Genomic DNA, 21,290 nt, shown 5'->3' with positions numbered 1-21,290 from the left:
TCATTGAATTTACTTCGTACAAAACTCGTATCGGAAGCTTATGCTCACCATAGGCTGCTTTCAGTTGTTTTCCGGCTGATACGGTTGGCTAGAACGAGTAATGTGAAGTTAATTATGGAATTGAATAATCCTACCGCGGCAGAAAAACTGTAATTCGCCTCCATCACACCTCGTCTATAAACAAATGTTGAAATAACATCCGCAGTGACGTACGTTCCAGGATTGTAAAGCAATATAATTTTGTCCCAGCCCACATTCAGCAGGGTACCCACATTCAGAATCAAGAGGATTAACACCGTAGGCAAAATCCCAGGCAGCGTTATATTCGTTAGCTGCTTCCATCGTCCTGCACCATCTACAACTGCAGCCTCGTACAGGCTCGGATTGATGCCAGATAACGCTGCTAAGTAGATAATTGAGTTCCAGCCCAGGCTCTGCCACATACCAGAACCCACATAGATCGTTCGAAACCATTCCGGCAGAATCAGGAACTGAATAGGCTCCGAGATCAGACCGATGCCAAGCAACAGGCTGTTAATAATGCCTCCGGGCTTGGTGAAATCAATAATCATCCCGCAGATAACGATCAGCGAAATAAAATGCGGCAAATAAGACACGGTCTGCAGAAAGGACTTCAGCTTCTTGAGCCGCAGCTCATTGAGCAGCAGTGCAAAAGCAAGTGAAGCAGGAAAAATGAAGATGAGTGAGTAGAAACTCATTAAGAAGGTATTTTTAAGCAGTCTGAGAAAATAATAGCTTTCGAAAAACTTCTCGAAATTCTTGAAGCCCACCCAAGGACTATCCGTGATCCCCAAGTAGGGGTTGAAATTCTTAAAGGCAATGATCGCCCCATACATCGGCTTGTATTCAAAAATCAGAAAATACAAAACCGTAGGAAGGAGCATGAGATAAAGATAGCGATTGGAGGCTATCCGCTTCCAGGGAATCGGACTCCTCTTGACCGGAAGCTTCCTGCTTTCAACTTTAGAGACTTTTACAGGTACAGCCATATAGTTCTCCTCTCCCGGACACTGGCGTTAGTCATAGCTGTCATGTGGCGAGCGGTCACAAAGCACTCTCCGAACCGCTCGACCCACGACAACCTCCTCACAAGCTGAATCATTTCCCTTTAAATCGCTCGTATGCAACCTGATACTCTTTTAACACATCGTTAATTCCCATCTTCTCAAGTTGCTTCATTACTTTGTCATAGTCCTCAATCTTTTGGCGCCCCATGATCATGGCATTGATTGTTTCGGCTACATAGGTCTGAATATCGGCCATCAAAGGAACAACTACATCGTTTTCCTCTGTTGTGAATTGGACTGGAGGCAACTTGCTATCAAAATCGATATAGTCACTATATAACTCGAGCGGATTCTCCGTTTGCCCGTTAGCTTCTCGGATTTGTTCAGCATATCTGGTATCCGCTACCGTAGCCCAGCTTCCGCCCCCGATCGTATGGTTCAGCAGTTCTTGCGTATTCGTGAGGCCATTGGTCGGATGAGTTACTTCTTTCTTATAAATCGGTTCTCCGTTTACCAGATCATATGACTTGCCTTCAACCCCAAAGTTGTTCAGCAGAATGCCTTCTTCTGAGTATTGATAATCCAGCCATTTCATCACTTCCTCAGGATGTTCCGTCCGCGAGGAAACCGCTAATCCGTGTGCTGCTGCCTGCCAGCGGAAGGAGACATGACGTTGATCACCGTTCGGTCCTTTAGGTGGAATGGCTGGTGCAATTTTGAAGGTTGGATGTTTGCCCTCCATTAGGGTAGTAAAGTTCCCCATGTAGGAGCCAGACCAACCAAACCATGCCCCTGCCACATCGGTAGTCACCTTCTCAGTCAGCGTCTGGAATGTGGTATCTACCAGATAGTTCGGGTCAAGCAATTGTTCATCGTAAAGACGGTGCAGATAGGTTACGACATCCTTGAATTTAGGATCATTCGGGCCATATTTTACTTGGCCATTATCCACGAAGAATCCGTAATCGACGCCAAAGGCAGGCGCGAATAACATCATGATATTTTCCAAGTTGACTGTGACTAGTGGAATTTCATCCTTCTTGCCGTTTCCGTTGGCATCCTGCTCCCTAAAAGCCTTGAGCATGTTATACCAATCTTCGGTAGTTTCCGGCATAGACAGACCCAGCTTATCGATCCAGTCTTTCCGTACTTGCGGGAACATTTGAGTGAGATCCTGTGAATCAAGAACGAGATTAGGCAGGTAAAAAATGTGGCCTTCAGGCGAAGTAATTTGTCCCCGGATATCCGGGTTGTCGTCGAGGATTTTCTTGAAGTTTGGCGCGTTTTTCTCAATTAAATCTTCCAGAGGAAGCAACGCGCCTTGTGTACCATATTTTCCGGAATCCGTGCCCCATAGATCATTGTAGATAATGTCCGGCAGCTTACCAGATGACATCAATAGGCTAAAGGCTTCCGCACTGGCTTCCGTACTATGCTGAAAGTCAATATGAATGTTAGTGTTCTCTTCCATTTGCTGAAAGGATAATTTCTCATTAAAATTAGTTCCTCTGAAATTGCCGCCGCTGGGTGACCAAAGTGACAGTTCAAGCTTATCTGAAACAATCGGGAGCTGCAGACCACCTACTGTTTTACCTTCCTTAGCGGGAGCTTGCGTAGCCTTCTGAACTTCCGCAGTAGGATCTGCGGTATTGCCTGTCTTAGTATCCGAACCGCCGCAAGCAGATACGAGTGTAACTAATGACAACAGGACGGGCAGCAGCAGAACTAACTTCCTTTTAGCAACATTCATAATTCAACCCCCTATTAATAACTAAAAAATAAGATAATCATTATGATATATTCACTAACATCAATCAGAAGGAATCAACGATACATTAATAAATTTTTAAATGAGTCATCACTCTGAAAATTACCTTTTATAGGGGATATCCTCCTTTCAACTGCCTTTTTTCTACTTTAATTAGACGAAAACATCTGTTTTGACTTCTTTTTGATTTACATTCCAGAGTATCAGATCTCTTATTTCGCTAATCTGATATACATCTGATGTATTTTATTATATTTTCCAGCCTACATGATGTCAATATAATAATAAGAAATATCTCTAATAAGTGTGATCTTATATAACATGTACCTGTCGCAAAATGTTGAAATCCCTCAAATTTAATAGAAAACGCTTACAAATTCACTCGTATTTAACTGCTTTAAATAAACCATCTCTGATCTCATACAGATTAGGCACAATATACAACTTCTGCTTGCTTTTATTTAAAAAAATGCGTAATAATGGCCTACCAGCACCATTATCACGCTTTACTGATATTCTAAAGAGAACAGCCTTCGCAGAAAAACACCTTTTAAACCTTTTGATCGGCAGCATCCTGTTCCGAGATTAAGAGACTCAATTCCTCATGAAGCGTTTCCTCATCAATCATCTTTGACCAATAAGCGTTCAACAATTTACGAAAGCTTTTTAGAACGGCTATGGGAAGTCCTAAATCTTTAAGGTAGGAGAAGGTTGGGAATAACTCTCTGTACATCAGATATCTCGAAGGACGATTCAAATGATCCGCCGTGCTCATCTCAGCGATCCGCTTTCGAGCTGGAATACTTACTGTGCGTTCCCGAATAATTTTCTGTGCTTCTACGGAAGCAAGGAAGTTAACGAATTGACGAGCCGCTTCCTTTTGTCTCGAATTTCCGACCACAGCCGCTCCGATTGTGACCAGTAATGTCTTCTGTGGATCTTTTGTTTTCAGCCTAGGTAACGGAGCAAGATCATAATCCAGCGTTAACGCCTTGAATTCATTTAAATTAAAAAAGGTCGTCAGAATCATAGAAACTTGTTCTTGGACAAACAAAGAAATCGTCTCATCTTCATGATTGCCAGCAAGATATTTAGGGAAAATCTGATGGTTGTTCACGAGCCTACTATATACACTGAGACTATTTGCCGTCTCCGGACTAAGTGTACGGTGCTCGGTCCCATCTGCCACGGTTTGAATCCCGCTCTGCAGCAGGAATACAGAATAACGGTTCTCGGAAGCAGGCACAAAATAAATGGCATGGCGTCCACGTTTCTCTGCCAACTGACGAGCCGCCTCAATCAAGTCATCCCAGGTCCAATAGCTATCCGGCTCAGGAAGATCCGCTTCCCGAAAATGGGCCTTGTTGTAGCACAGCACCACGGGGGAGAAGGAAATCGGGTAAGCATACAACTGTTCTTCATGATAGAAAGCTTCTGTCGCGATTGGATATAATTCAGGATCAGGATCAAGCGATTCCAGTAGCTCAGCCGAGCCATTTTCAGCCATTTCCTGAAATTGCGTGCTATTCAGAGATACGGCATCAAGCATCCCATTATTGATCATCTCTACGGCAGAATTCACATGGTCAAAATCATTCAGCGCCAGCGGAAGAATATGAATACCGGGATGCAGTCGATGAAATTCACCAATTAGATCATCCAGCAAAAAGTCCTTGGACAGCGAGGCACTGCAGCCAAAATGAATACGGATTCTCTCCTGCACGGACTCCATAACCTTGCTTCCGACACGGTCGATTTTGACGATAAGGCCTTCTTGGACTAACACATCCAGCCCTCTTCTGACCGATTTATTGCTTAACTCAAATTGCTTAGCTAGCATACTCTCTGCTGGCAGATAAGCACCTGGCTGTAGCACTCCACTTAGGATATCCGTACGAATCTTACCCACCATATGATCCAGTCGCTCTCGGAAGGAATGACGACCTGATTTATTATTCATGTACAATTCTCCCCGAAAAATTCAAATTTACATCATCTCCCTCTTATTTTGCGTCAACTCTGAATTGAAGTCAAATGGAAATTCCGAATTTTCCCACAATTTAAGTTAAGTAAATAGCCCCCCCGCTTCAGCCGAGAGATGCCATGGGTGAAGGGCAGGAACTTCGTGTGCACCCTCCCTTTAATTCAATAATTAGAAAAGCCACCTGATTAGAGGTGGCAAACTTCCAAATTATCTATACGTAAGAGATTTCGCTATGCTAATTGTGTAATAACGAGATGTGCTGAAACAGATCTTGTTCCTCCAGCGAGAGGAGTAATAGTAAGTGCAGTGGAATTACCAGCAGGATTCCGAACGGTCAGTATGGTGTTAATGACCGTTGTTTGCACTATTGCCATTTCTACGATTTCTGATGTACCTGTCGCACGTCCAACTACCGTATAGGCGAGATCTGCGCCATTAAGAGTCAAGATGAGTTGGCCTGCTTCGGTTACACTAACCTGAAATAATACCTGATAAGTCCCTATTGCTGCTAAGTTAAAAGAACTAGGACCCGTTCGTGCAATCGTCGTCCCGCTGGTAGGGCCATCTTGAGGAAAACTCACGTCTGTGCCCGGTGCTACAGTTGCTGCATTATCGGGGGGCATCAGGGCAAAAAAATCAGCAAAACCTAATACTCCTCCTGCTGCTCCGGTCGCTCCGGTTGCTCCGGCTGCTCCGGCCACTCCTGGTGCCCCGGTTGCTCCGGTTGCTCCTGCTGCTCCGGCCGCTCCTGGTGCCCCGGTTGCTCCGGCCACTCCTGGTGCCCCGGTTGCTCCGGCCACTCCTGGTGCTCCGGTTGCTCCCGCGACCCCTGGTGCTCCGGTTGCTCCTGCTGCTCCTGGTGCCCCAGTTGCTCCTGCCGCTCCGGTTGCTCCTGCTGCCCCCGGCGCTCCGGCTGCTCCCGGCGCTCCGGTTGCACCTACAAAACCTTGTGGTCCTATTGCTCCAGCAGGACCAGGTAAACCTTGCGGCCCCTGAGGACCTACGAGTCCTTGTGTACCCGGTACTCCTTGCTCACCTTGAGGACCAACGGGTCCCGCTACACCCTGTGGACCCATTGCTCCCGCTGGCCCAGGTTGACCTTGCGGTCCTTGGGGTCCTGGGGGTCCACCGGCGGGACCTTGAGGTCCTTCTGCTCCTTGGATTCCTCGTGCTCCTTGGGGGCCTGGCACTCCTTGGGCCCCTTGTACTCCTTGGATTCCTTGTGCTCCTTGAGGTCCTGTAGCACCAACGACTGTTGGAGTGGTAACATTTACTTCGGGCGGAGGACATGTGACTTGTACAATCTTCTTAATAACTTTTCGACGATGTTCTTTTCTTTTTCTTTTCGAAGGAAATACAGTGGCGATTTTTTTCTTATGACACTTTTTATCGTCTGGACAACTCAATACGTACACCTCCCTATAAAGATAGTTCAGTGTACGCATCTTATTAATTTTAGTCATGGACCAATAACTAGTTTTCACTAGACTGGAATCTATATCCAGAAAAAAGGGCTATAATTATAGGGTGCCGCCCTTGAGCATACCACAATGTCCACACCAATTTGGATTGCTTTTCGTATTTTATTACTAGGACAACTGACATTTCCCTATTAGACCCATATCTATGATTTGGGTCTTTTTTTATTTTTACAAATCATCCCTCAAACTCAGTTTATATCGTTTATTCACTTTCTGATTTCATAAAAAACAGCCCCCAAATCCTGGGGGCTTCTAACCATTAATTATTATATTTTATCAGCAGGCTTACGAATCGCATTGCCCACCTTCACAAGAATATCAGACATCGAAGTCTCATCATTCACATCATAATCATCAATGTTCAAACGAAGCACTGGGCAAGCTGTAAACTCGTTGATCCATTTCGAATATCTGCCATGCATATGCTCCCAGTAGGAAACATCCGTTTGAATTTCCATCTCACGGCCGCGTTCATTAATTCGGGTCAGGATGGAAGGCAGGCTGCCTTCAATATAAATCAGCACATCAGGATGCGGGAAGTATGGCGTCATAACCATAGCTTCATACAGGCTGGTGTAGGTTTCATAGTCTGTTTTGGACATCGTACCTTGATCTGCATGCATTTTCGCAAAAATACCGGTATCTTCATAGATGGAACGGTCCTGAACAAAACCACCGCCGAGTTCGAACATCTTCTTCTGCTCTTTGAAACGTTCGGCAAGAAAATAGATTTGCAAGTGAAAGCTCCATCTCTCAAAATCATGATAGAACTTTTCGAGATAAGGATTGTGATCGACCTGCTCTAGCGAGGTTTGAAAATTAAGTCTTTTGGCCAAGGCGCCTGTTAAAGTGGATTTCCCCACCCCGACAGTTCCAGCCACGGTAATTATGGCATTTTCCGGGATATGATATGAATTCATTTCATTAGCTCCTTTATATAAGAGACAATTTCAGTGAAGTGTTCTGGATTCTCCACGAAATCGACTGCATTTCCATCAATGGTAATAATAACGGTCGAAGGCTCCTGAATGGCAAGAGCGGCCATCGCGTCATCATAATCTTTAATTAATTGCTCCAAATACGCAGTATCCATCCCCTCTTCAAAGGGCCGCCCACGTTTTTCAATTCTGGTTAATAACGTATCTAAATTAGCCTTAATATAGAGGATAATATTTGGCTTTGGCAGGTCATCCGTAAGCACATGATAAATTTGCCGATACTTTTCACGTTTCGTTCCATTCAGCGTTCGTTCTCCAAAGATCAGGTTCTTATAAATATGGTAATCCGAAATGACCGGGATCCCTTTATCTATGTATTGTGTAACGGTATCTTCAAGCTGTTTATACCGATTACAGAGAAAAAACATCTCCAGTTGAAAGCTCCAATCGTCCATGTTCTCATAAAATTTAGCTAGAAACGGATTCTCATCGACAATCTCTTTAATGATCGGTAAATTTAACTCCTCTGCTAGCATAGACGCTAATGTTGTTTTTCCAGCCCCGATTGGGCCTTCCACTGCAATAAACGGTGCATGTCTCATTGACGCTGACTTCCTCCTCAGATACGAACCTTTCAATAGCTAATCAAGCATAAACGCCTTCGGCGTCTTTATAAGGACGGTAAGTGTTTAAGCGAGAAATATAAGGATAAAGTATAGTGTGAAACTTATACTTTCTTTATTTAAAACAGACTAAATTATTGTATCACATGAGACCTTTCTTGTGAGTGGGTAAATATGAAGAAACTTTTCCAGTAGTTCTAGCGTCTAAATGTAAGATAATGGATTGTATCGTGAACATATCAAATTTATCTAATAAGAAAAAGAGAGGTATTCCTATGAAAAAAAAATGGATCAGCATGGTTAGTGCTCTTCTAGTATTAAGCCTCGCCTGTAACGTAAGCGCAGCTGCAGCTGCAGAGAACACAACCACGACTACCAACCTCACTTCGTATGGCGCGGATTATCTGACCAAAACAGATGGTTCCTTCTGGGTATGGGGCGGTAATCGTTCCGTCCCTACGCAAATCCATGACCTGAATGAGGTACAAGCATACTTTGGTTCCCAATATGTAATGAAGAAAGACCTTTCGGTCTGGCAATGGAGAACATCGGCATACTCTGAAGCTGTTAAAGTGACCCCCGTTCAAGAGCTAGACAATCTGGTCGATATGTTCATGACGGGAAATAGAACGATAGCCCTTAAAGGAGACGGGACGATTCTAAGCGCCCCGCTTTCATCCGATGGACTCACTACCTCCGCGTTCACACCGATTTCCGGCGTCGATAACGTGGCTGCTGTGGGTGGTTACTATGAGTCTGATCTTCATAAGAGCTGGACACGTTACGTGTTCTTAAAGAAAGATGGAACTGTTTCTACTACACGCGATGACTTCGAAAGCTTCGAAACCATCCAGAATTTAACGGATATTATTCAAATCAAAAACAATCTTGCACTTAAGAAGGACGGCTCCATATGGAGTTGGCCAGTCCAAGATTATTACAAGAACCAGGGAGCTCCAATAGATCTATCTGCGACCCCTCTCAAGGGAATCAGTAATATTAAAAGTTTAAAAGGAAATCAGAACAGCCTATTAGCCATTGATGGGGCCTCTCAATTATGGTTCTGGGGCGCTACCATTACAGGTTCTTCAGACGGAACAACCTATCATGAACAACCACCGATTCTTCTAAAAGGGATCAAGAATGTAGTTGATGCTTACATCGTAGAGCGCTCTATTGTTGCATTAACCGGGGAAGGAAACGTCTATCAAACTTCTATTGAAAACGAAATGATGCCCGTAGATTCAAAATTTACACTTCTCGAAAAAGAAGTAAGTAGCCTAAAGAAAGGCGGACGACATATCATCATGCAAAAGAAAGACGGCTCACTCTGGGGCTGGGGCGTCAATAAGGACGCACAGCTGGGCTATGGCGACTATGAATTCAGCCATGCCGGGCCCGTTCCAGTGCAAAAGCCTATTTCGATCTCCTTAAACGGAGAATCTATCCCACTCTCAAATGGAGTTATTACTCGAAACGGACAAAATTTCGTCCCGCTTCGATCGCTGTTCGAAAAATTAGGAGCCACAATTACCTATAAAGAGAACATTACAGCAGCGAAAACAATAGATAAACAAATTATGATCACACGAACCGCTACAGATAAACCGGCTCTTGCCATCAGTATTAACGGTGTAACTGGAGCGACAATGGTGAACAATAAATCCGTGAATCTTCCTACACTCCCTTTCATCGTAAACGGTTCGATGTATCTGCCACTTCGCTTTATAAGTGAGCAACTCGGAGCAAATGTTGAGTGGCTCCCACAGGAGGAGCGCATCGCCATCACGATGCAATAAGGAGTAATCAAAAAAAGGTGTCCCATCACGGGACACCTTTTTACTATTAAGATAAACGTTCGCTGAAATCTTCGAAAGCGAACTGTTTGATCACTTTGATTCCCTCTTCTTCATTGTAACTAACAATAGAAGGCAGATTCACACCGTTAAACATATGGTTCTTCACCATGGAATAATGGGCCATATCAAGGAATACGAGTCTGTCGCCGTATTTCAAAGGCTCCTTGAAGGAATAATCTCCGATAACGTCTCCCGCTAGGCAAGTCATTCCACCTAATCTGTACGTATAAGGATGTTCACCAGGTTGTCCAGCATCGATAATGTTCGGACGGTATGGCATAGCCAGTACGTCCGGCATGTGGCACTCTGCTGAGGTATCGAGAATCGCAATGTCCATTCCGTTATGCATCACATCGAGAACGGTAGCTACCAGATATCCGGTATTGAGAGCTACTGCCTCTCCCGGCTCCAGATAGATTTCCACACCGTAAGTCTCTTTCATGTGTAGAATACACTTGACCAGGGTCTCCAGATCATAATCAGGGCGTGTAATATGATGACCGCCACCGAAATTAAGCCATTTCATTCCTTTGAGATAAGGTCCGAACTTCTCTTCGACTACCTTGAGCGTACGCTCAAGTGTATCCGAATTCTGTTCGCACATTGTATGGAAGTGTAGTCCATCAATGCCCTCAAGCTCTTCAGGTCTGAAGTTAGGGAGTGTGACTCCCATTCTGGAATAATTGTAGCACGGATCATACAGCGGAACTTCGATCTCGGAATATTCCGGATTCACTCGAATGCCGCAGCTGATGTGCTTAGGTGCATTCTTAACGCGATCCTTGAATCGATTCCACTGGTCAAAAGAATTGAACACAATGTGATCGGAGTATCCAAGGAGCTCATCAAACTCACTATCTATATAAGCTGGTGCGTACACATGAACCTCTTTGCCCATCTTTTCATAGCCAAGTCTGGCTTCGAACAAGGAGCTTGAGGTTACACCATGCAAGTACTTCCCAACTAACGGATACAAGGAATGCATGGAGAAGCCTTTTTGCGCGAGCAAAATCTTTGCTCCAGTGCGTTCCTGTACAGAATTCATAATCTCAAGATTACGTGTAAGCAATCTTTCATCTACAAGGTAACATGGTGACGGGACCGCGCTGATATCTATATCCATTATCGCGCCTTAGTCTAACAGCGTTGGCGAGAAATCTTCTTGCCAAGGCAGACCATGTTTATTTAAAGCTTCCATGAATGGATCTGGATCGAACTCTTCGACGTTGAATACGCCCGGCTTCTTCCAGATACCTTTTATAATTAACATCGCTCCGATCATTGCAGGAACGCCTGTAGTGTAGGAAATGGCTTGGGAGCCAACCTCTGCATAGCACTCTTCATGATCGCAAACATTGTATACATAATAAGTTTTTGGCTTTCCGTCTTTAGTTCCTTGGATGATACATCCAATGTTCGTTTTGCCTTTTGTTCTTGGTCCCAAAGAAGCTGGGTCCGGTAAAATCGCCTTCAAGAATTGCAGAGGAACGATCTCTTTTCCTTCATATATGATAGGCTCGATAGAAGTCATGCCCACATTCTCAAGCACTTTCAAGTGAGTCAGGTAATTCTGCGAGAAGGTCATCCAGAAACGGATCTTCTTTACACCCTTGATGTTAACGGCCAAAGACTCTAATTCTTCATGATACAAAAGATAAATATCTTTTGGTCCAATTTCCGGAAGATCGTATACTTTTTTCTCGGAAAGCGGTGCAGTTTCAATCCACTCGCCATTCTCGAAATAGCGGCCATTGGCTGTAATTTCACGAATATTGATTTCAGGATTAAAGTTTGTTGCAAATGGATATCCGTGATCACCAGCATTGGCGTCTACAATATCAATGGTATGAATCTCATCAAAATAGTGCTTTTGAGCGTAAGCTGTGAACACGCCCGTTACACCTGGATCAAATCCACTACCAAGCAACGCGGTAAGGCCTGCTTTTTCGAATCTTTCTTTGTAAGCCCACTGCCAAGAGTATTCAAATTTCGCTGTATCTTGTGGTTCATAATTGGCAGTATCCACATAGTGCACTCCTGTTGCCAGGCACGCATCCATGATTGTCAGGTCCTGATATGGGAGAGCGACATTAATAACGACATCCGGCTCAAAGCTCTTGATCAGTTCAATGACTTCGTCCGTATTATCTGCATCGACCTGAGCAGTAGAAATCTTCGTGCGGCCTCCGGCTAATTTATCTTTCAGAGCGTCACATTTCGCGACAGTTCTGCTAGCTATGCAGATCTCTTCAAATACATCCGGGTTCTGGCAGCATTTGTGAACAACAACACTGGAAACACCGCCAGCGCCAATAATTAACGCTTTTCCCAAAATAAAAACCTCCTAAAATTCCATTTGCAAAATCAACAAGGCTGATTATACATAATATTTTTGAATAAATCAATAAAAACCGACAAAAAATGATGTTTATTGTGTAAAATCTTCAAGGATTCTTGTTAATACTCTTGAATGCTCATATTTCCTCGATCATCCACCTATATATCTAATGAAAATCGCTGCAATGGAGTAAATTTCCGGAAACTAGGACAACTAGATTATTCTATCACAATAGGGGGCTACTTCATACGATTTATTTTAAATTCAATGTGAAACCTCACCACCCTTTCAACTCCGCGTAGAGACGTTCAGTTTCAGTGGCATCCTTATTGTTGTAGAGCACATATACATCTGGCAATTTAATCACAATATACGGCGGAGAATTTTTCACAAGATAGACCATACTTTTTCCAAATCCGTCAAACTTAAAGTTTCCAATGGCTACTGTATCCGTCGCAACGCCATTTGTTTTTCGGCCTCTTGGTAAGCTGTCCACAAGACCCTTCCATTTGTATCTGTAGTTAAGGCAGGTGTTGAGAAATCAGTCTGAATGCCCATCCAACCCGTCCCGATCAACAGCAATGCAACGAATACAAAGAGGCCGTAATATATACTCTTACCCGTTTTTGTCCCAATGATCCAACATTCATGATCATTCGTTTACAGAATTTCATATTTTCCTTTAAGCAAGGGATATGGATGATTGTAAAATAAAAAGAGGGCTTGCGCCCTCCAATTAAATTTTCAATCTATTTATTTATCCGATTAATTTTAATCGAGCTGAATTCGGTCGGTATATATATTTTATTCTGGAGAATAACATGGCCAATCGAATCATACAAACTCTCGATTAATAGTGTATATAAATCATTGTTTGAATGGAGTCGATGGCTCGAAGTGGAGATTACGGATTTTGTAAATTTAACTTCTATTGTCGAAGAATGTGCATATTCGTAAATTCGTTCTTCAAGCAATTCGAAAAGACATTCTTTATCATTCAGATTCACTTGGAATTTTGAAGCGATTTCACTCGGCAGTATGGAAAAGGTGTGCGCAACAATTTCATTTTTACTTTTGTACCACCTGTTAAATCCAATACACACTGCCGAATGAATACCGAACAGTTTTTTTATATAATCATAATCGTTGACAAATTCAAGGCGAAAGTCGGAATCAATGCCATCAATAGCTTCCGTACAACAATTAGAAACTGTATCCCCTATTTTCTCTAATCCAACACTTCGTAATTTTGTATTATCTTTTATAAAGTTTCCTTGTCCATGGATCGTCACGATATAGCCATCTTCTTGGAGTAAACTTAAGGCTTGGCGTAAAGTCATCCTACTAACATTCATCATTTTGGAAAGTTCTAATTCCGCTGGCAATTTACTTCCCACCGGATAAACTCCCTCATTAATTAGTTTTAGTATTTTATCATAAACATCCAAATATAGATGGGACTTGTCTTTAGTTTTAATCGGCATTAAGATACTCCTCCTCGATATACATTATATCCCGTCAGTTGGAATGCGCAACCTTAGCCGTTTAAGATTAGGCTACTTGTTCGATGAAATCACATAAAAGAATAGTTGGGCCGGAATAACGTCCTGTCCAACTATTCTTTCATGATAGTTACAGTTTTTCAGCAAACCAGTCCGTTGTTATTTTTAGCAAACCCTCTGCAATGGATTGATCAGGATTTAATTTATCACCAGCGTAAATGTTGAAGCCATGATCTGCTCCATCAATGATACGCAAAGTTGCATCGGTACTTCCTGCATGTTGCACTAATTTCCTTGCTAATAATGGTGGAACGACAGGATCTTCAGAACCTCCAATTGCTAGTAATGGGCCATTATATTTGGCAACCTCATCAAGTGCACGAGAATTTTTCATCGCTGTAAAGAACTTTTTACCAAATTCTAATTGAGTCCCCCATGGCATCGTAACCATAACTGAACCTTTCGCATAGGCTTCATCGTCAAGTTTGAACATAAGTTCTAAATCTTCTACACCGTTTGACGGTGCGGATGACCAGGTAGCAAGAGCTTTAACTTTTGGTAGGCGGCCTGCTACTACTTGCGCTATTCGCCCTCCCTGGCTGTAACCCAATACACCGATCCGATTATTATCTATTCCTGAATCATTCGCGATGAATTCGACCGATTTCAGAGCATCCGCGACTGAATCTTCGAAATTATTCTCAACATAAGGTTGAGAACTATCCCCACCTCCTGCAAAGTCGATCCGCAAAGATGCATATCCTCTTGCTGCCAATTGAGCAGCTAGTCGTTTGTAGATATCTCCAAGTTCATTTTTATTACCACCTGTACCATGCAACAGCAATACCACAGGAGCTGGTTTATCCTCCGTTGCCCCTGATGGGCTTACCATTATTCCAGGAATATTATGACTTCCGTTAGGAATCGATACGAACTGTTCTTTCATGGGTTGATCGCTCTCCTTTTTGCTTATGATGAAAAACAAATACCTCTCTTCAATGATTCCGAGTACAAGATTTAGAAATTTCGGCTTATCTTGCTCTGTCGCTTCCATGACTTCCTCATGTGACAAAGACTGTGCAGGTGTCTCGTAAGTTGGTCCAAAATTTCCCATGTAAATGCCTTCGCGAAATTCGAATACACATGTTTGCCTTCAAATTGTCCTGCCACCAGTTCCCCAGCATGGTTCCCACGGTTGAAACCGGAAAATTCTATTTCTTAATTAGACGTCCCACCAAAACCCAGTACAGGAATAAGCTGAATAGTGTAACGAGTGAAAGAACCACTAAAATAGTACTGTATACGGAAGCGACCGGATTATTTATGTTAGGAAGCAATTGTAATGATGGCTTATCCATCATTACCGCCGTATAAGCAATACCGATAGAAGCGCCTACACCCATAATTAAGTTGTAAAATCCAATCGCAGTACCGGACTTTTCCTTCCCAACTGTACCAACGTATGAATCAATTAACGGAGCATACATAAACGCGTACGAACAAGCGAATAGAATCATTGAAATGATCAGCATAAAAGAACTTTCGATAAAGAATGCACCTACCAACAAGCTAACGGTAATACCCGTCATTGCAATCATGATACATTGCTTGCTTCCTAACATTTTCGCTACTTTTCCTGAAAGCGCCCCAACCGTTGCAGCTAAGACAAAAGACGGGATTAGCAGTAACGAAATCGTATCGAGTCTCATATTGAAAATATTTCCTAAAAGAAATGGAAACAAAAAGATATAGGCTAATTGCACAGAGTAAATAACAAAAACTATCGATAACAAAGAAATGAATTGCTTATTTTTGAAAAATGAAAGGCTAATGAACGCTTTAGAACTTTTGCTGATATAGGTTAAGAACAGGACGAGGGCGACAATAAACGCAATAAGATAAATAATATTAAAGTTAGTAATATAGAACAATAGCGTTGCGGCAGTTGCTCCCACCAGGAATAAACCAGTTACATCGACATTTAAGCCTCTTTTCTCTTCTTTTGGCAGATATTTTAGAATAAAAGGAAGAATGAGTAGAGTTACCAATGAAACTAAAAATAGAGTCGTCCAATGGAAATAAGTGGATACAAATCCGCCAGTCAAGGATCCTATGACTTGAGACAATGCAAAACTGCTTGTACTTAATCCTAAAAATTTCTTTTGTTCATTTAAAGGCAATTGTTTAGTTACAAAGATTACATATAAAGTTTCTGCAGATGTCAGTCCCATCGTTTGAAGTACTCGTGAAATGACAACCATTATATACGAATGTTGAAAAACAAAACCCATCACAGAACCAACACATATTATTACTATACCTATGCTAATAAGTCTTCGGATACTGATAGTATCGGACAAAGCCGCGTATACAACTGCCCCAATCCCAAAAACAAGTCCAGCTAAGGTCGCTTGCCAGGAAACCATCGTCGCAGATATATTAAAATCTTTTGCTATATCTACCGAAACAATTTTAAATGAACCGTCAATGACCAAACATAATAAAAATAATAGTAATAGAACAGGTACAGCTTTCTTTATATTATATTCTTGAGATTTCATTGCGCTTGCGTTTTGCTCTGTCATGTACATTCCCCTCTTCTAGAACTGCTTAGCTTAAGTGAGTACCACTGCAGATTCATTCTATTCTCGCAACGTGTGCCCGAGATTTGTCAATGTACTTCTCTCTCATTTATTATTCTTTAGTTCAATATCGATAAAATCCAAAACACGTCCAATATTTGTTTTCGTTTCAAATATCACCGAGGAATGAATTGCGTTTGGAAAAATTTCAACCTTAGCTTGTTCTCTCTCGAAAAGCTGATTTACTTTCAATGCGAAATCGATCGATTGTTGCATCGGTGTAATATCATCGCCACCTCCATGCTGCAACAAAATCTTTGGAATATCTTTATGGATATAACTCATCGGATTTAATCTTTTAACTTGCTGATCCAACTCGTCTATCGGACCACCAACCAACTTCTCTAAGACACTTTCCTTTGTATGAAATGGGAATTCATTGCGCTTTGAGCTAGGGAAGACGTCTTCGTACTCATCACTGATATCCACCGGCTCGTATAGTGAGTTTTCCTGGAGAATGTAATTCACTTGCAGATCGTGATCCAAACGAGAAAAGTCGCAAACCGGATACCAAGAAACAACCGCCGATACGTCCGTTGGAATATCTTTGTTGGGATCATGTTCTGTATCAAATAGAGTTTCTTTAGCAAAAACCGCTGTCATAAGGGCTAAATAACCACCTGCGGATCCACCCCAAGTGGCAATCCTTTGCGGATCCAAATGAAATTTGGCAGCATTCTTTTTGATAAAACGGATGGCCATCTTTACGTCTCTTACTGGTTCAGGAAATATCACTTCATCCGTCAGTCTGTAATTTATGGAAACAATGGCATACCCTCTATTTCGTCCTTCAAGCATCGGCTCAATCATATCTTTTTGGCGTTTATCGCAAGCTACAAATCCTCCACCATGTATGGAAACAATTACAGGAAAGTGACCATCTCCTTCAGGTAGCCAAATATCTAGCTTTTGAGCGTCGGACGCTGTGCCATAGGGGATATCAAAATAACCTCTCTGATTTTCGATACTTAAAATGGGTCCGTTTTTTCTCCATTTTCTATTTGTCATTTTCTTTTCCTTTCTTGTGTTGTCAGCACTTATATTTTTTGGTCTTGTTGAACGCTAAAATGTATTCGCTTACAGATAACCGTAATTAAATTTTGTAGAACTGGACGCCCCCTTTTTAATTATTTTGCCTCCATACCCTACAAATAAAAAAACAAACAACAGTAATACGTGGTATATATAGTTGTCTAATTAATTGCAACTTCACTATAAATCATTAAAACCAGTTAAGTCAACACTGATTAAAAAACAGATCATTATAATGACAAAGAGCCCCCGTCGTTTGGGAGCTCTTTTCTGAAGTATCACTTTTAAAATCAAGCGTAAGGATCATATTATCCATCCATACAAAAAAAGTATTGTTTGTATTAGTCAAAAATACCCCCATTTAATTTGAATGAATTTGAACAGCATAAGCTTCGGCATCCCATTCTACCTTAGCGCCTAACATTTCACTCACCAATCTTAAAGGTACATATACACTATCATTAATAAAGACTGGCTTTTGATCTGTGGCTATTACTTTTCCATTCACTGTCGTTTGTCCATTAATCGAATTTAAGTTCAGCGTAGTAGATGTAGATTCCTTCACGGCAATAACTGATCTCGAAGGAACGTCCCAACGTACATCCACTCGCATTTGCTGAAATATTCCTCTTAAAGGAACGTAAGTAGAATTGTTGAGCAGTAAAGGAGGCATGGTCAGATCCATTTCAGTATTGTTCAACAGCACCTGAATCGATTTCTTCACGGGCTGAGGCGTGTCAATCATAAAATCTCTAACCCCCAACCCAGTCTGTCCAAATTCATTCGTTCCCCATGCAAGAACATGACCGTCTTTTAAAAGTACATAATGATTTCTGTTCCCGCTGGTAATCGAAACTGCATTTTGAATACCACTAATCTGTTTAACATTCATCTTATTTTTATCGCCAACTGTCCACTGCCATACGGTTCCATCGGCTTTTACTGCTGAGTCCGTTGTCATCGATACGACATCAGTGAGTCCTGGAATCTGAATCGGTTGTAAAGTTCCACCCGGATTCATATCTGTGTAATTATTCCATAACCAAACGGTACCATCCCATCTCAAAGCTACTCCATTCCACCCATCAGTATCAACAGCTCTATACTCCCCGCCGCCTTTAAGTAGGGTAGGCTTTAGAACCGCATCCTTTTTAATGCCTCTAGTTTTAGATGAACCCCATACCCACACCTCTCCGCCGTTTCCAAGTGCCACTGAATTATTCGATCCTGCAGCTATAGCTAAAATGGAGGGTAGTCCTTTCACCTGCACCGGTGTTAGCCCGTTTTTCCCCGAATTATCACCGAGTTCTCCTTGCTCATTGCCTCCCCACGCCCATACCGTTCCGTCTTTGCGAAGCGCTAAGCTAAATGTGTCTCCTGCTGAAACAGAAATCACATCCGTTAGCCCCTTCACTTGAACCGGCTCTAGAAGGACTTTCGAGGACTGCGCTCCAGTGCCAAGTTGTCCATGTTCGTTCCCCCCTACTGCCCACACTGTTCCATCATCTTTCAACATCAAATTATGACGGTAGCCACCTGAAACTTGCTTAACATGATCGATGCGCATTTTGACTGGAGTGTACGCTGGCGTGGTTGCCCCATTACCAATAGAGCCGTATCCACCACCCCAAGCCCAGGCTGTTCCATCCGCAGTGATGGCATAAGCGCTTCTATCCCCCGCATCCAGTCCTGTGATGCCAGACAATAACTTCTTTTCATCCGGGAAATTCACTACACTGTCCGCTTTTACTATTAATGGTGAGGCTGTAGCTAGGATAATAGCTGCCCCAACAACTACAATACCTATTCGTCTTATCTGAATTTTAATGCTTGAAATTTGTCTTCCCACTTAAGATCACTCCTTTTAGAATCGGTAGGGTCAAACTGTTGATCTGCAACAATAGAGACCCCCACTGTATTCAATCTTCTTATATAGACTGTGGAATATTATGTAAAGTTGCGAGAAACTGTAATTTTTCAAATCAATTTATACGCTTTAACCTGTAGTTTAGGATTGAAGCTGATTTTAACTGTTTATATGGCATAAATCGCTTGTTGCTGCGCTCTAGGTCTCTCGTCCGTCTTTTGACACACTAAAACTTCAAGAGCATAATAAGCATCGGCATATTGCAACGGATTCCCACAACATACAGAGTTATGCAGGATTTTAGTTTGTTCTGCACCAGAGAGGATGATTACGAGTGAAAAAAGATTTTCAAATAAAAAACAAGCCCTTTCTAATTTTCAGCTTCATCCTGCTCTTAAAATGCGCAGTGGCCTGGTTCGTAGTATTTAGTGACGGCCCTAATTGGAGCATGCTGCTCACAGAGATCCCGTTCTTCTTTATCGTCTTTGGACTCATTGAGTGGATGGCTTCCAAACGGAAGTTTCTGTATTACATGATTGCGAACTTATTAATTTCAGTGATTTATTTTGCCGTCCTGATGTATTACAAGTATTACGGCGTAATTGCTACTTACCATGCTTTGGAACAGGCAGATAAGGTAACCAAGGTCGGAGAAAGCACATACTCCTTGCTGGATCCTTACTATTTGTTCATTTTTGTGGATATTGTAGTCTTCATGTTCTTTATGTTCCGTCCCAAATATATTGCGATCTGGAAAGAAAGAGGCATGAACCGGCGTATGAACCGAACCGCCTTACTTGGGATCATCAGTGTTTCACTTGCGATCTGTGTCTTTAATATTTGGCCGAATCATGCCAGTATGAACGAGAACAAAAAGGCAGAGCGTATGGGGATTCTCAATTACGAGGTATATACCATTTTTGCCGACACCACAGAAAAGAAAGAAATGATCGACAGCAAAGAAATTACGCAGCAGTCTGTGGACGCTATAAAGGGGATTACGGAGCCAGTCTCTCCAAAGTATTGGGCAGCGGCTCAAGGTAAAAATCTCATTGTAGTGCAGATGGAATCTTTTCAGAATTTCCTGCTTGGCTTAAGCATTGACGGAAAGGAAGTAACTCCCAATCTAAATAAACTTATTTCAAGCGAACATTATTTCAATAACTTCTATACAAATGCGGGGCAAGGAACAACATCGGATGCTGAGTTTGTAGTGAACACCTCTCTCTATGTTCCTCATCACGAAGTAGCCACTTCGTCCAACTATATGACTAAGGAACTTCCAAGTCTGCCCAAGCTGATGAAAGCTAATGGATACAATACTGCTACCTTTCACACCAACAGCGTGGAGTTCTGGAATCGCAAAACCTTATACAAGGTGCTAGGCTTTGATAAATACTACGATCAGTCCTTCTATGGAGATGATGATCATATTGCATTTGGATCTTCCGATGAGGTGCTGTATGCCAAGACTGTTCCTGAATTAGTCAAAATGGATGCGGAAGACGACCCTTTTTACGCGATGGTCATTTCTATGAGCGCTCATCACCCTTATAAAATGCCAGAATCTAAATTTAAAATGACGTTGCCTAAACGGTATGAAGGGACCTTAGTCGGCGACTATATTTTAGCCCAAAATTATGCGGATTACGCCATGGGACAATTTCTAGACGAACTGAAGTCCAGCGGGTTATGGGACGATAGCGTGATTGTCTTCTACGGAGATCATCAAGGTGTATCCCTGTATTCCCTTGACGGCAATGAGAAATCATTAATGGAGGAAATGGTCGGACACGAGTATGGATATACCGATATGTTCAACGTTCCTTTCATAGTTCATGCCCCGGGCATAGACCAACATACTGTGTATACCCAAACTGGCGGTCAGATTGACATCTTACCAACTGTAGCTAATCTGTTAGGGATTTCTATGAATGACCAGCTCCACTTCGGAGAAGATCTGATGAATCAACAGACCAATCTACTACCTGTTAGACATTTTCTTCCTACTGGTTCTTTTATTAATGACACAAGCTTGTACTTGACTGGTGTCGATTACGATGATGGAAATAACTATAACCTAATCGACGGCTCTGAAACTGAGGGCGGTTCGACACAAGCGCAATTTGATGCCGTTCAGCGGCTCCTGAATATGTCTAATAGTTATATTCTGCAACGGCCGGATTTATCTTCTACGGATGATGGCGAACAGAGCAAATAATTGATAT

At 42.3% G+C, this 21,290-nt stretch carries 16 protein-coding genes; 2 read left to right on the top strand and 14 right to left on the bottom strand.

Annotated features, from left to right (window positions below; translation table 11 throughout):
- Positions 1-44: 44 nt before the first annotated feature.
- The 6 genes from PAENI_RS00490 to PAENI_RS00465 all read right to left on the bottom strand — a co-directional run bounded on the left by PAENI_RS00490 (position 45) and on the right by PAENI_RS00465 (position 7,801).
- A complete protein-coding gene (locus tag PAENI_RS00490; protein ID WP_149643895.1) occupies positions 45-1,010 on the bottom strand; it encodes an ABC transporter permease in 966 nt (321 codons plus the stop codon).
- A 109-nt stretch (positions 1,011-1,119) separates the two neighbouring features.
- Positions 1,120-2,778: an extracellular solute-binding protein gene (locus PAENI_RS00485; protein WP_149643894.1), complete on the bottom strand. Its 1,659-nt coding sequence runs from the start codon at positions 2,776-2,778 to the stop codon at positions 1,120-1,122.
- 568 nt (positions 2,779-3,346) lie between these two features.
- Positions 3,347-4,756: an extracellular solute-binding protein gene (locus tag PAENI_RS00480; RefSeq protein ID WP_076298587.1), complete on the bottom strand. Its 1,410-nt coding sequence runs from the start codon at positions 4,754-4,756 to the stop codon at positions 3,347-3,349.
- Positions 4,757-5,010: 254 nt separating this feature from the next.
- Positions 5,011-6,195 carry a collagen-like protein gene (locus tag PAENI_RS32910; protein ID WP_316502756.1) on the bottom strand — a complete coding sequence of 395 codons (1,185 nt, stop codon included), beginning with the start codon at positions 6,193-6,195 and terminating at the stop codon, positions 5,011-5,013.
- Between the two features lie 332 nt (positions 6,196-6,527).
- Positions 6,528-7,181 carry a deoxynucleoside kinase gene (locus tag PAENI_RS00470; protein WP_042186705.1) on the bottom strand — a complete coding sequence of 218 codons (654 nt, stop codon included), beginning with the start codon at positions 7,179-7,181 and terminating at the stop codon, positions 6,528-6,530.
- Complete coding sequence (locus PAENI_RS00465; RefSeq protein WP_042186703.1) at positions 7,178-7,801, bottom strand: deoxynucleoside kinase; 624 nt, start codon at positions 7,799-7,801, stop codon at positions 7,178-7,180. Before PAENI_RS00465 ends, PAENI_RS00470 begins: the two co-directional genes overlap by 4 nt.
- Positions 7,802-8,097: 296 nt before the next feature.
- Between PAENI_RS00465 and PAENI_RS00460 the strand changes: the two genes are divergently transcribed.
- Positions 8,098-9,621, top strand: coding sequence for a stalk domain-containing protein (locus tag PAENI_RS00460; RefSeq protein ID WP_188114444.1), 1,524 nt, complete (start codon positions 8,098-8,100; stop codon positions 9,619-9,621).
- 46 nt (positions 9,622-9,667) lie between these two features.
- Here PAENI_RS00460 and nspC read toward each other — a convergent pair whose 3' ends face one another.
- From nspC to PAENI_RS00420, 8 genes are all read right to left on the bottom strand, one after another.
- Entirely contained in the window at positions 9,668-10,804 is a 1,137-nt protein-coding gene (gene nspC / locus PAENI_RS00455) for a carboxynorspermidine decarboxylase (RefSeq protein ID WP_149643891.1), read from the bottom strand.
- A gap of 9 nt (positions 10,805-10,813) precedes the next feature.
- Positions 10,814-12,013, bottom strand: coding sequence for a saccharopine dehydrogenase family protein (locus tag PAENI_RS00450; RefSeq protein WP_149643890.1), 1,200 nt, complete (start codon positions 12,011-12,013; stop codon positions 10,814-10,816).
- Positions 12,014-12,296: 283 nt separating this feature from the next.
- Positions 12,297-12,515, bottom strand: a complete 219-nt coding sequence (locus PAENI_RS00445) for a hypothetical protein (RefSeq protein ID WP_149643889.1) — start codon at positions 12,513-12,515, stop codon at positions 12,297-12,299.
- A 253-nt stretch (positions 12,516-12,768) separates the two neighbouring features.
- Complete coding sequence (locus tag PAENI_RS00440) at positions 12,769-13,503, bottom strand: GntR family transcriptional regulator (protein WP_149643888.1); 735 nt, start codon at positions 13,501-13,503, stop codon at positions 12,769-12,771.
- A gap of 148 nt (positions 13,504-13,651) precedes the next feature.
- Positions 13,652-14,635 carry an alpha/beta hydrolase family protein gene (locus PAENI_RS00435; RefSeq protein ID WP_149643887.1) on the bottom strand — a complete coding sequence of 328 codons (984 nt, stop codon included), beginning with the start codon at positions 14,633-14,635 and terminating at the stop codon, positions 13,652-13,654.
- A 97-nt stretch (positions 14,636-14,732) separates the two neighbouring features.
- Entirely contained in the window at positions 14,733-16,082 is a 1,350-nt protein-coding gene (locus PAENI_RS00430) for an MFS transporter (RefSeq protein WP_149644536.1), read from the bottom strand.
- Between the two features lie 126 nt (positions 16,083-16,208).
- Positions 16,209-17,171: an alpha/beta hydrolase gene (locus PAENI_RS00425; RefSeq protein WP_149643886.1), complete on the bottom strand. Its 963-nt coding sequence runs from the start codon at positions 17,169-17,171 to the stop codon at positions 16,209-16,211.
- A gap of 385 nt (positions 17,172-17,556) precedes the next feature.
- A complete protein-coding gene (locus tag PAENI_RS00420) occupies positions 17,557-19,044 on the bottom strand; it encodes a stalk domain-containing protein (RefSeq protein WP_149643885.1) in 1,488 nt (495 codons plus the stop codon).
- 352 nt (positions 19,045-19,396) lie between these two features.
- On the opposite strand from PAENI_RS00420, the gene PAENI_RS00415 reads away from it, so the two are divergent.
- Positions 19,397-21,283, top strand: a complete 1,887-nt coding sequence (locus PAENI_RS00415) for an LTA synthase family protein (RefSeq protein ID WP_149643884.1) — start codon at positions 19,397-19,399, stop codon at positions 21,281-21,283.
- Positions 21,284-21,290: the final 7 nt, after the last annotated feature.

Source organism: Paenibacillus sp. B2(2019) (assembly GCF_008370385.1).
Lineage (GTDB): Bacteria > Bacillota > Bacilli > Paenibacillales > Paenibacillaceae > Paenibacillus_AQ.
The sequence above is the reverse complement of the archived record's forward strand: the minus strand, read 5'-3'. Positions and strand labels throughout refer to the sequence as shown.

What these genes read in the sequence shown, in the direction of transcription:
- PAENI_RS00490 (WP_149643895.1), bottom strand. Translation starts at nt 1,010, where the DNA reads ATGGCTGTACCTGTAAAAGTCTCTAAAGTTGAAAGCAGGAAGCTTCCG.
- PAENI_RS00480 (WP_076298587.1), bottom strand. Translation starts at nt 4,756, where the DNA reads ATGAATAATAAATCAGGTCGTCATTCCTTCCGAGAGCGACTGGATCAT.
- PAENI_RS00440 (WP_149643888.1), bottom strand. Translation starts at nt 13,503, where the DNA reads ATGCCGATTAAAACTAAAGACAAGTCCCATCTATATTTGGATGTTTAT.
- PAENI_RS00485 (WP_149643894.1), bottom strand. Translation starts at nt 2,778, where the DNA reads ATGAATGTTGCTAAAAGGAAGTTAGTTCTGCTGCTGCCCGTCCTGTTG.
- PAENI_RS00470 (WP_042186705.1), bottom strand. Translation starts at nt 7,181, where the DNA reads ATGAATTCATATCATATCCCGGAAAATGCCATAATTACCGTGGCTGGA.
- PAENI_RS00465 (WP_042186703.1), bottom strand. Translation starts at nt 7,801, where the DNA reads ATGAGACATGCACCGTTTATTGCAGTGGAAGGCCCAATCGGGGCTGGA.
- nspC (WP_149643891.1), bottom strand. Translation starts at nt 10,804, where the DNA reads ATGGATATAGATATCAGCGCGGTCCCGTCACCATGTTACCTTGTAGAT.
- PAENI_RS00425 (WP_149643886.1), bottom strand. Translation starts at nt 17,171, where the DNA reads ATGACAAATAGAAAATGGAGAAAAAACGGACCCATTTTAAGTATCGAA.
- PAENI_RS00435 (WP_149643887.1), bottom strand. Translation starts at nt 14,635, where the DNA reads ATGGGAAATTTTGGACCAACTTACGAGACACCTGCACAGTCTTTGTCA.
- PAENI_RS00460 (WP_188114444.1), top strand. Translation starts at nt 8,098, where the DNA reads ATGAAAAAAAAATGGATCAGCATGGTTAGTGCTCTTCTAGTATTAAGC.
- PAENI_RS00430 (WP_149644536.1), bottom strand. Translation starts at nt 16,082, where the DNA reads ATGAAATCTCAAGAATATAATATAAAGAAAGCTGTACCTGTTCTATTA.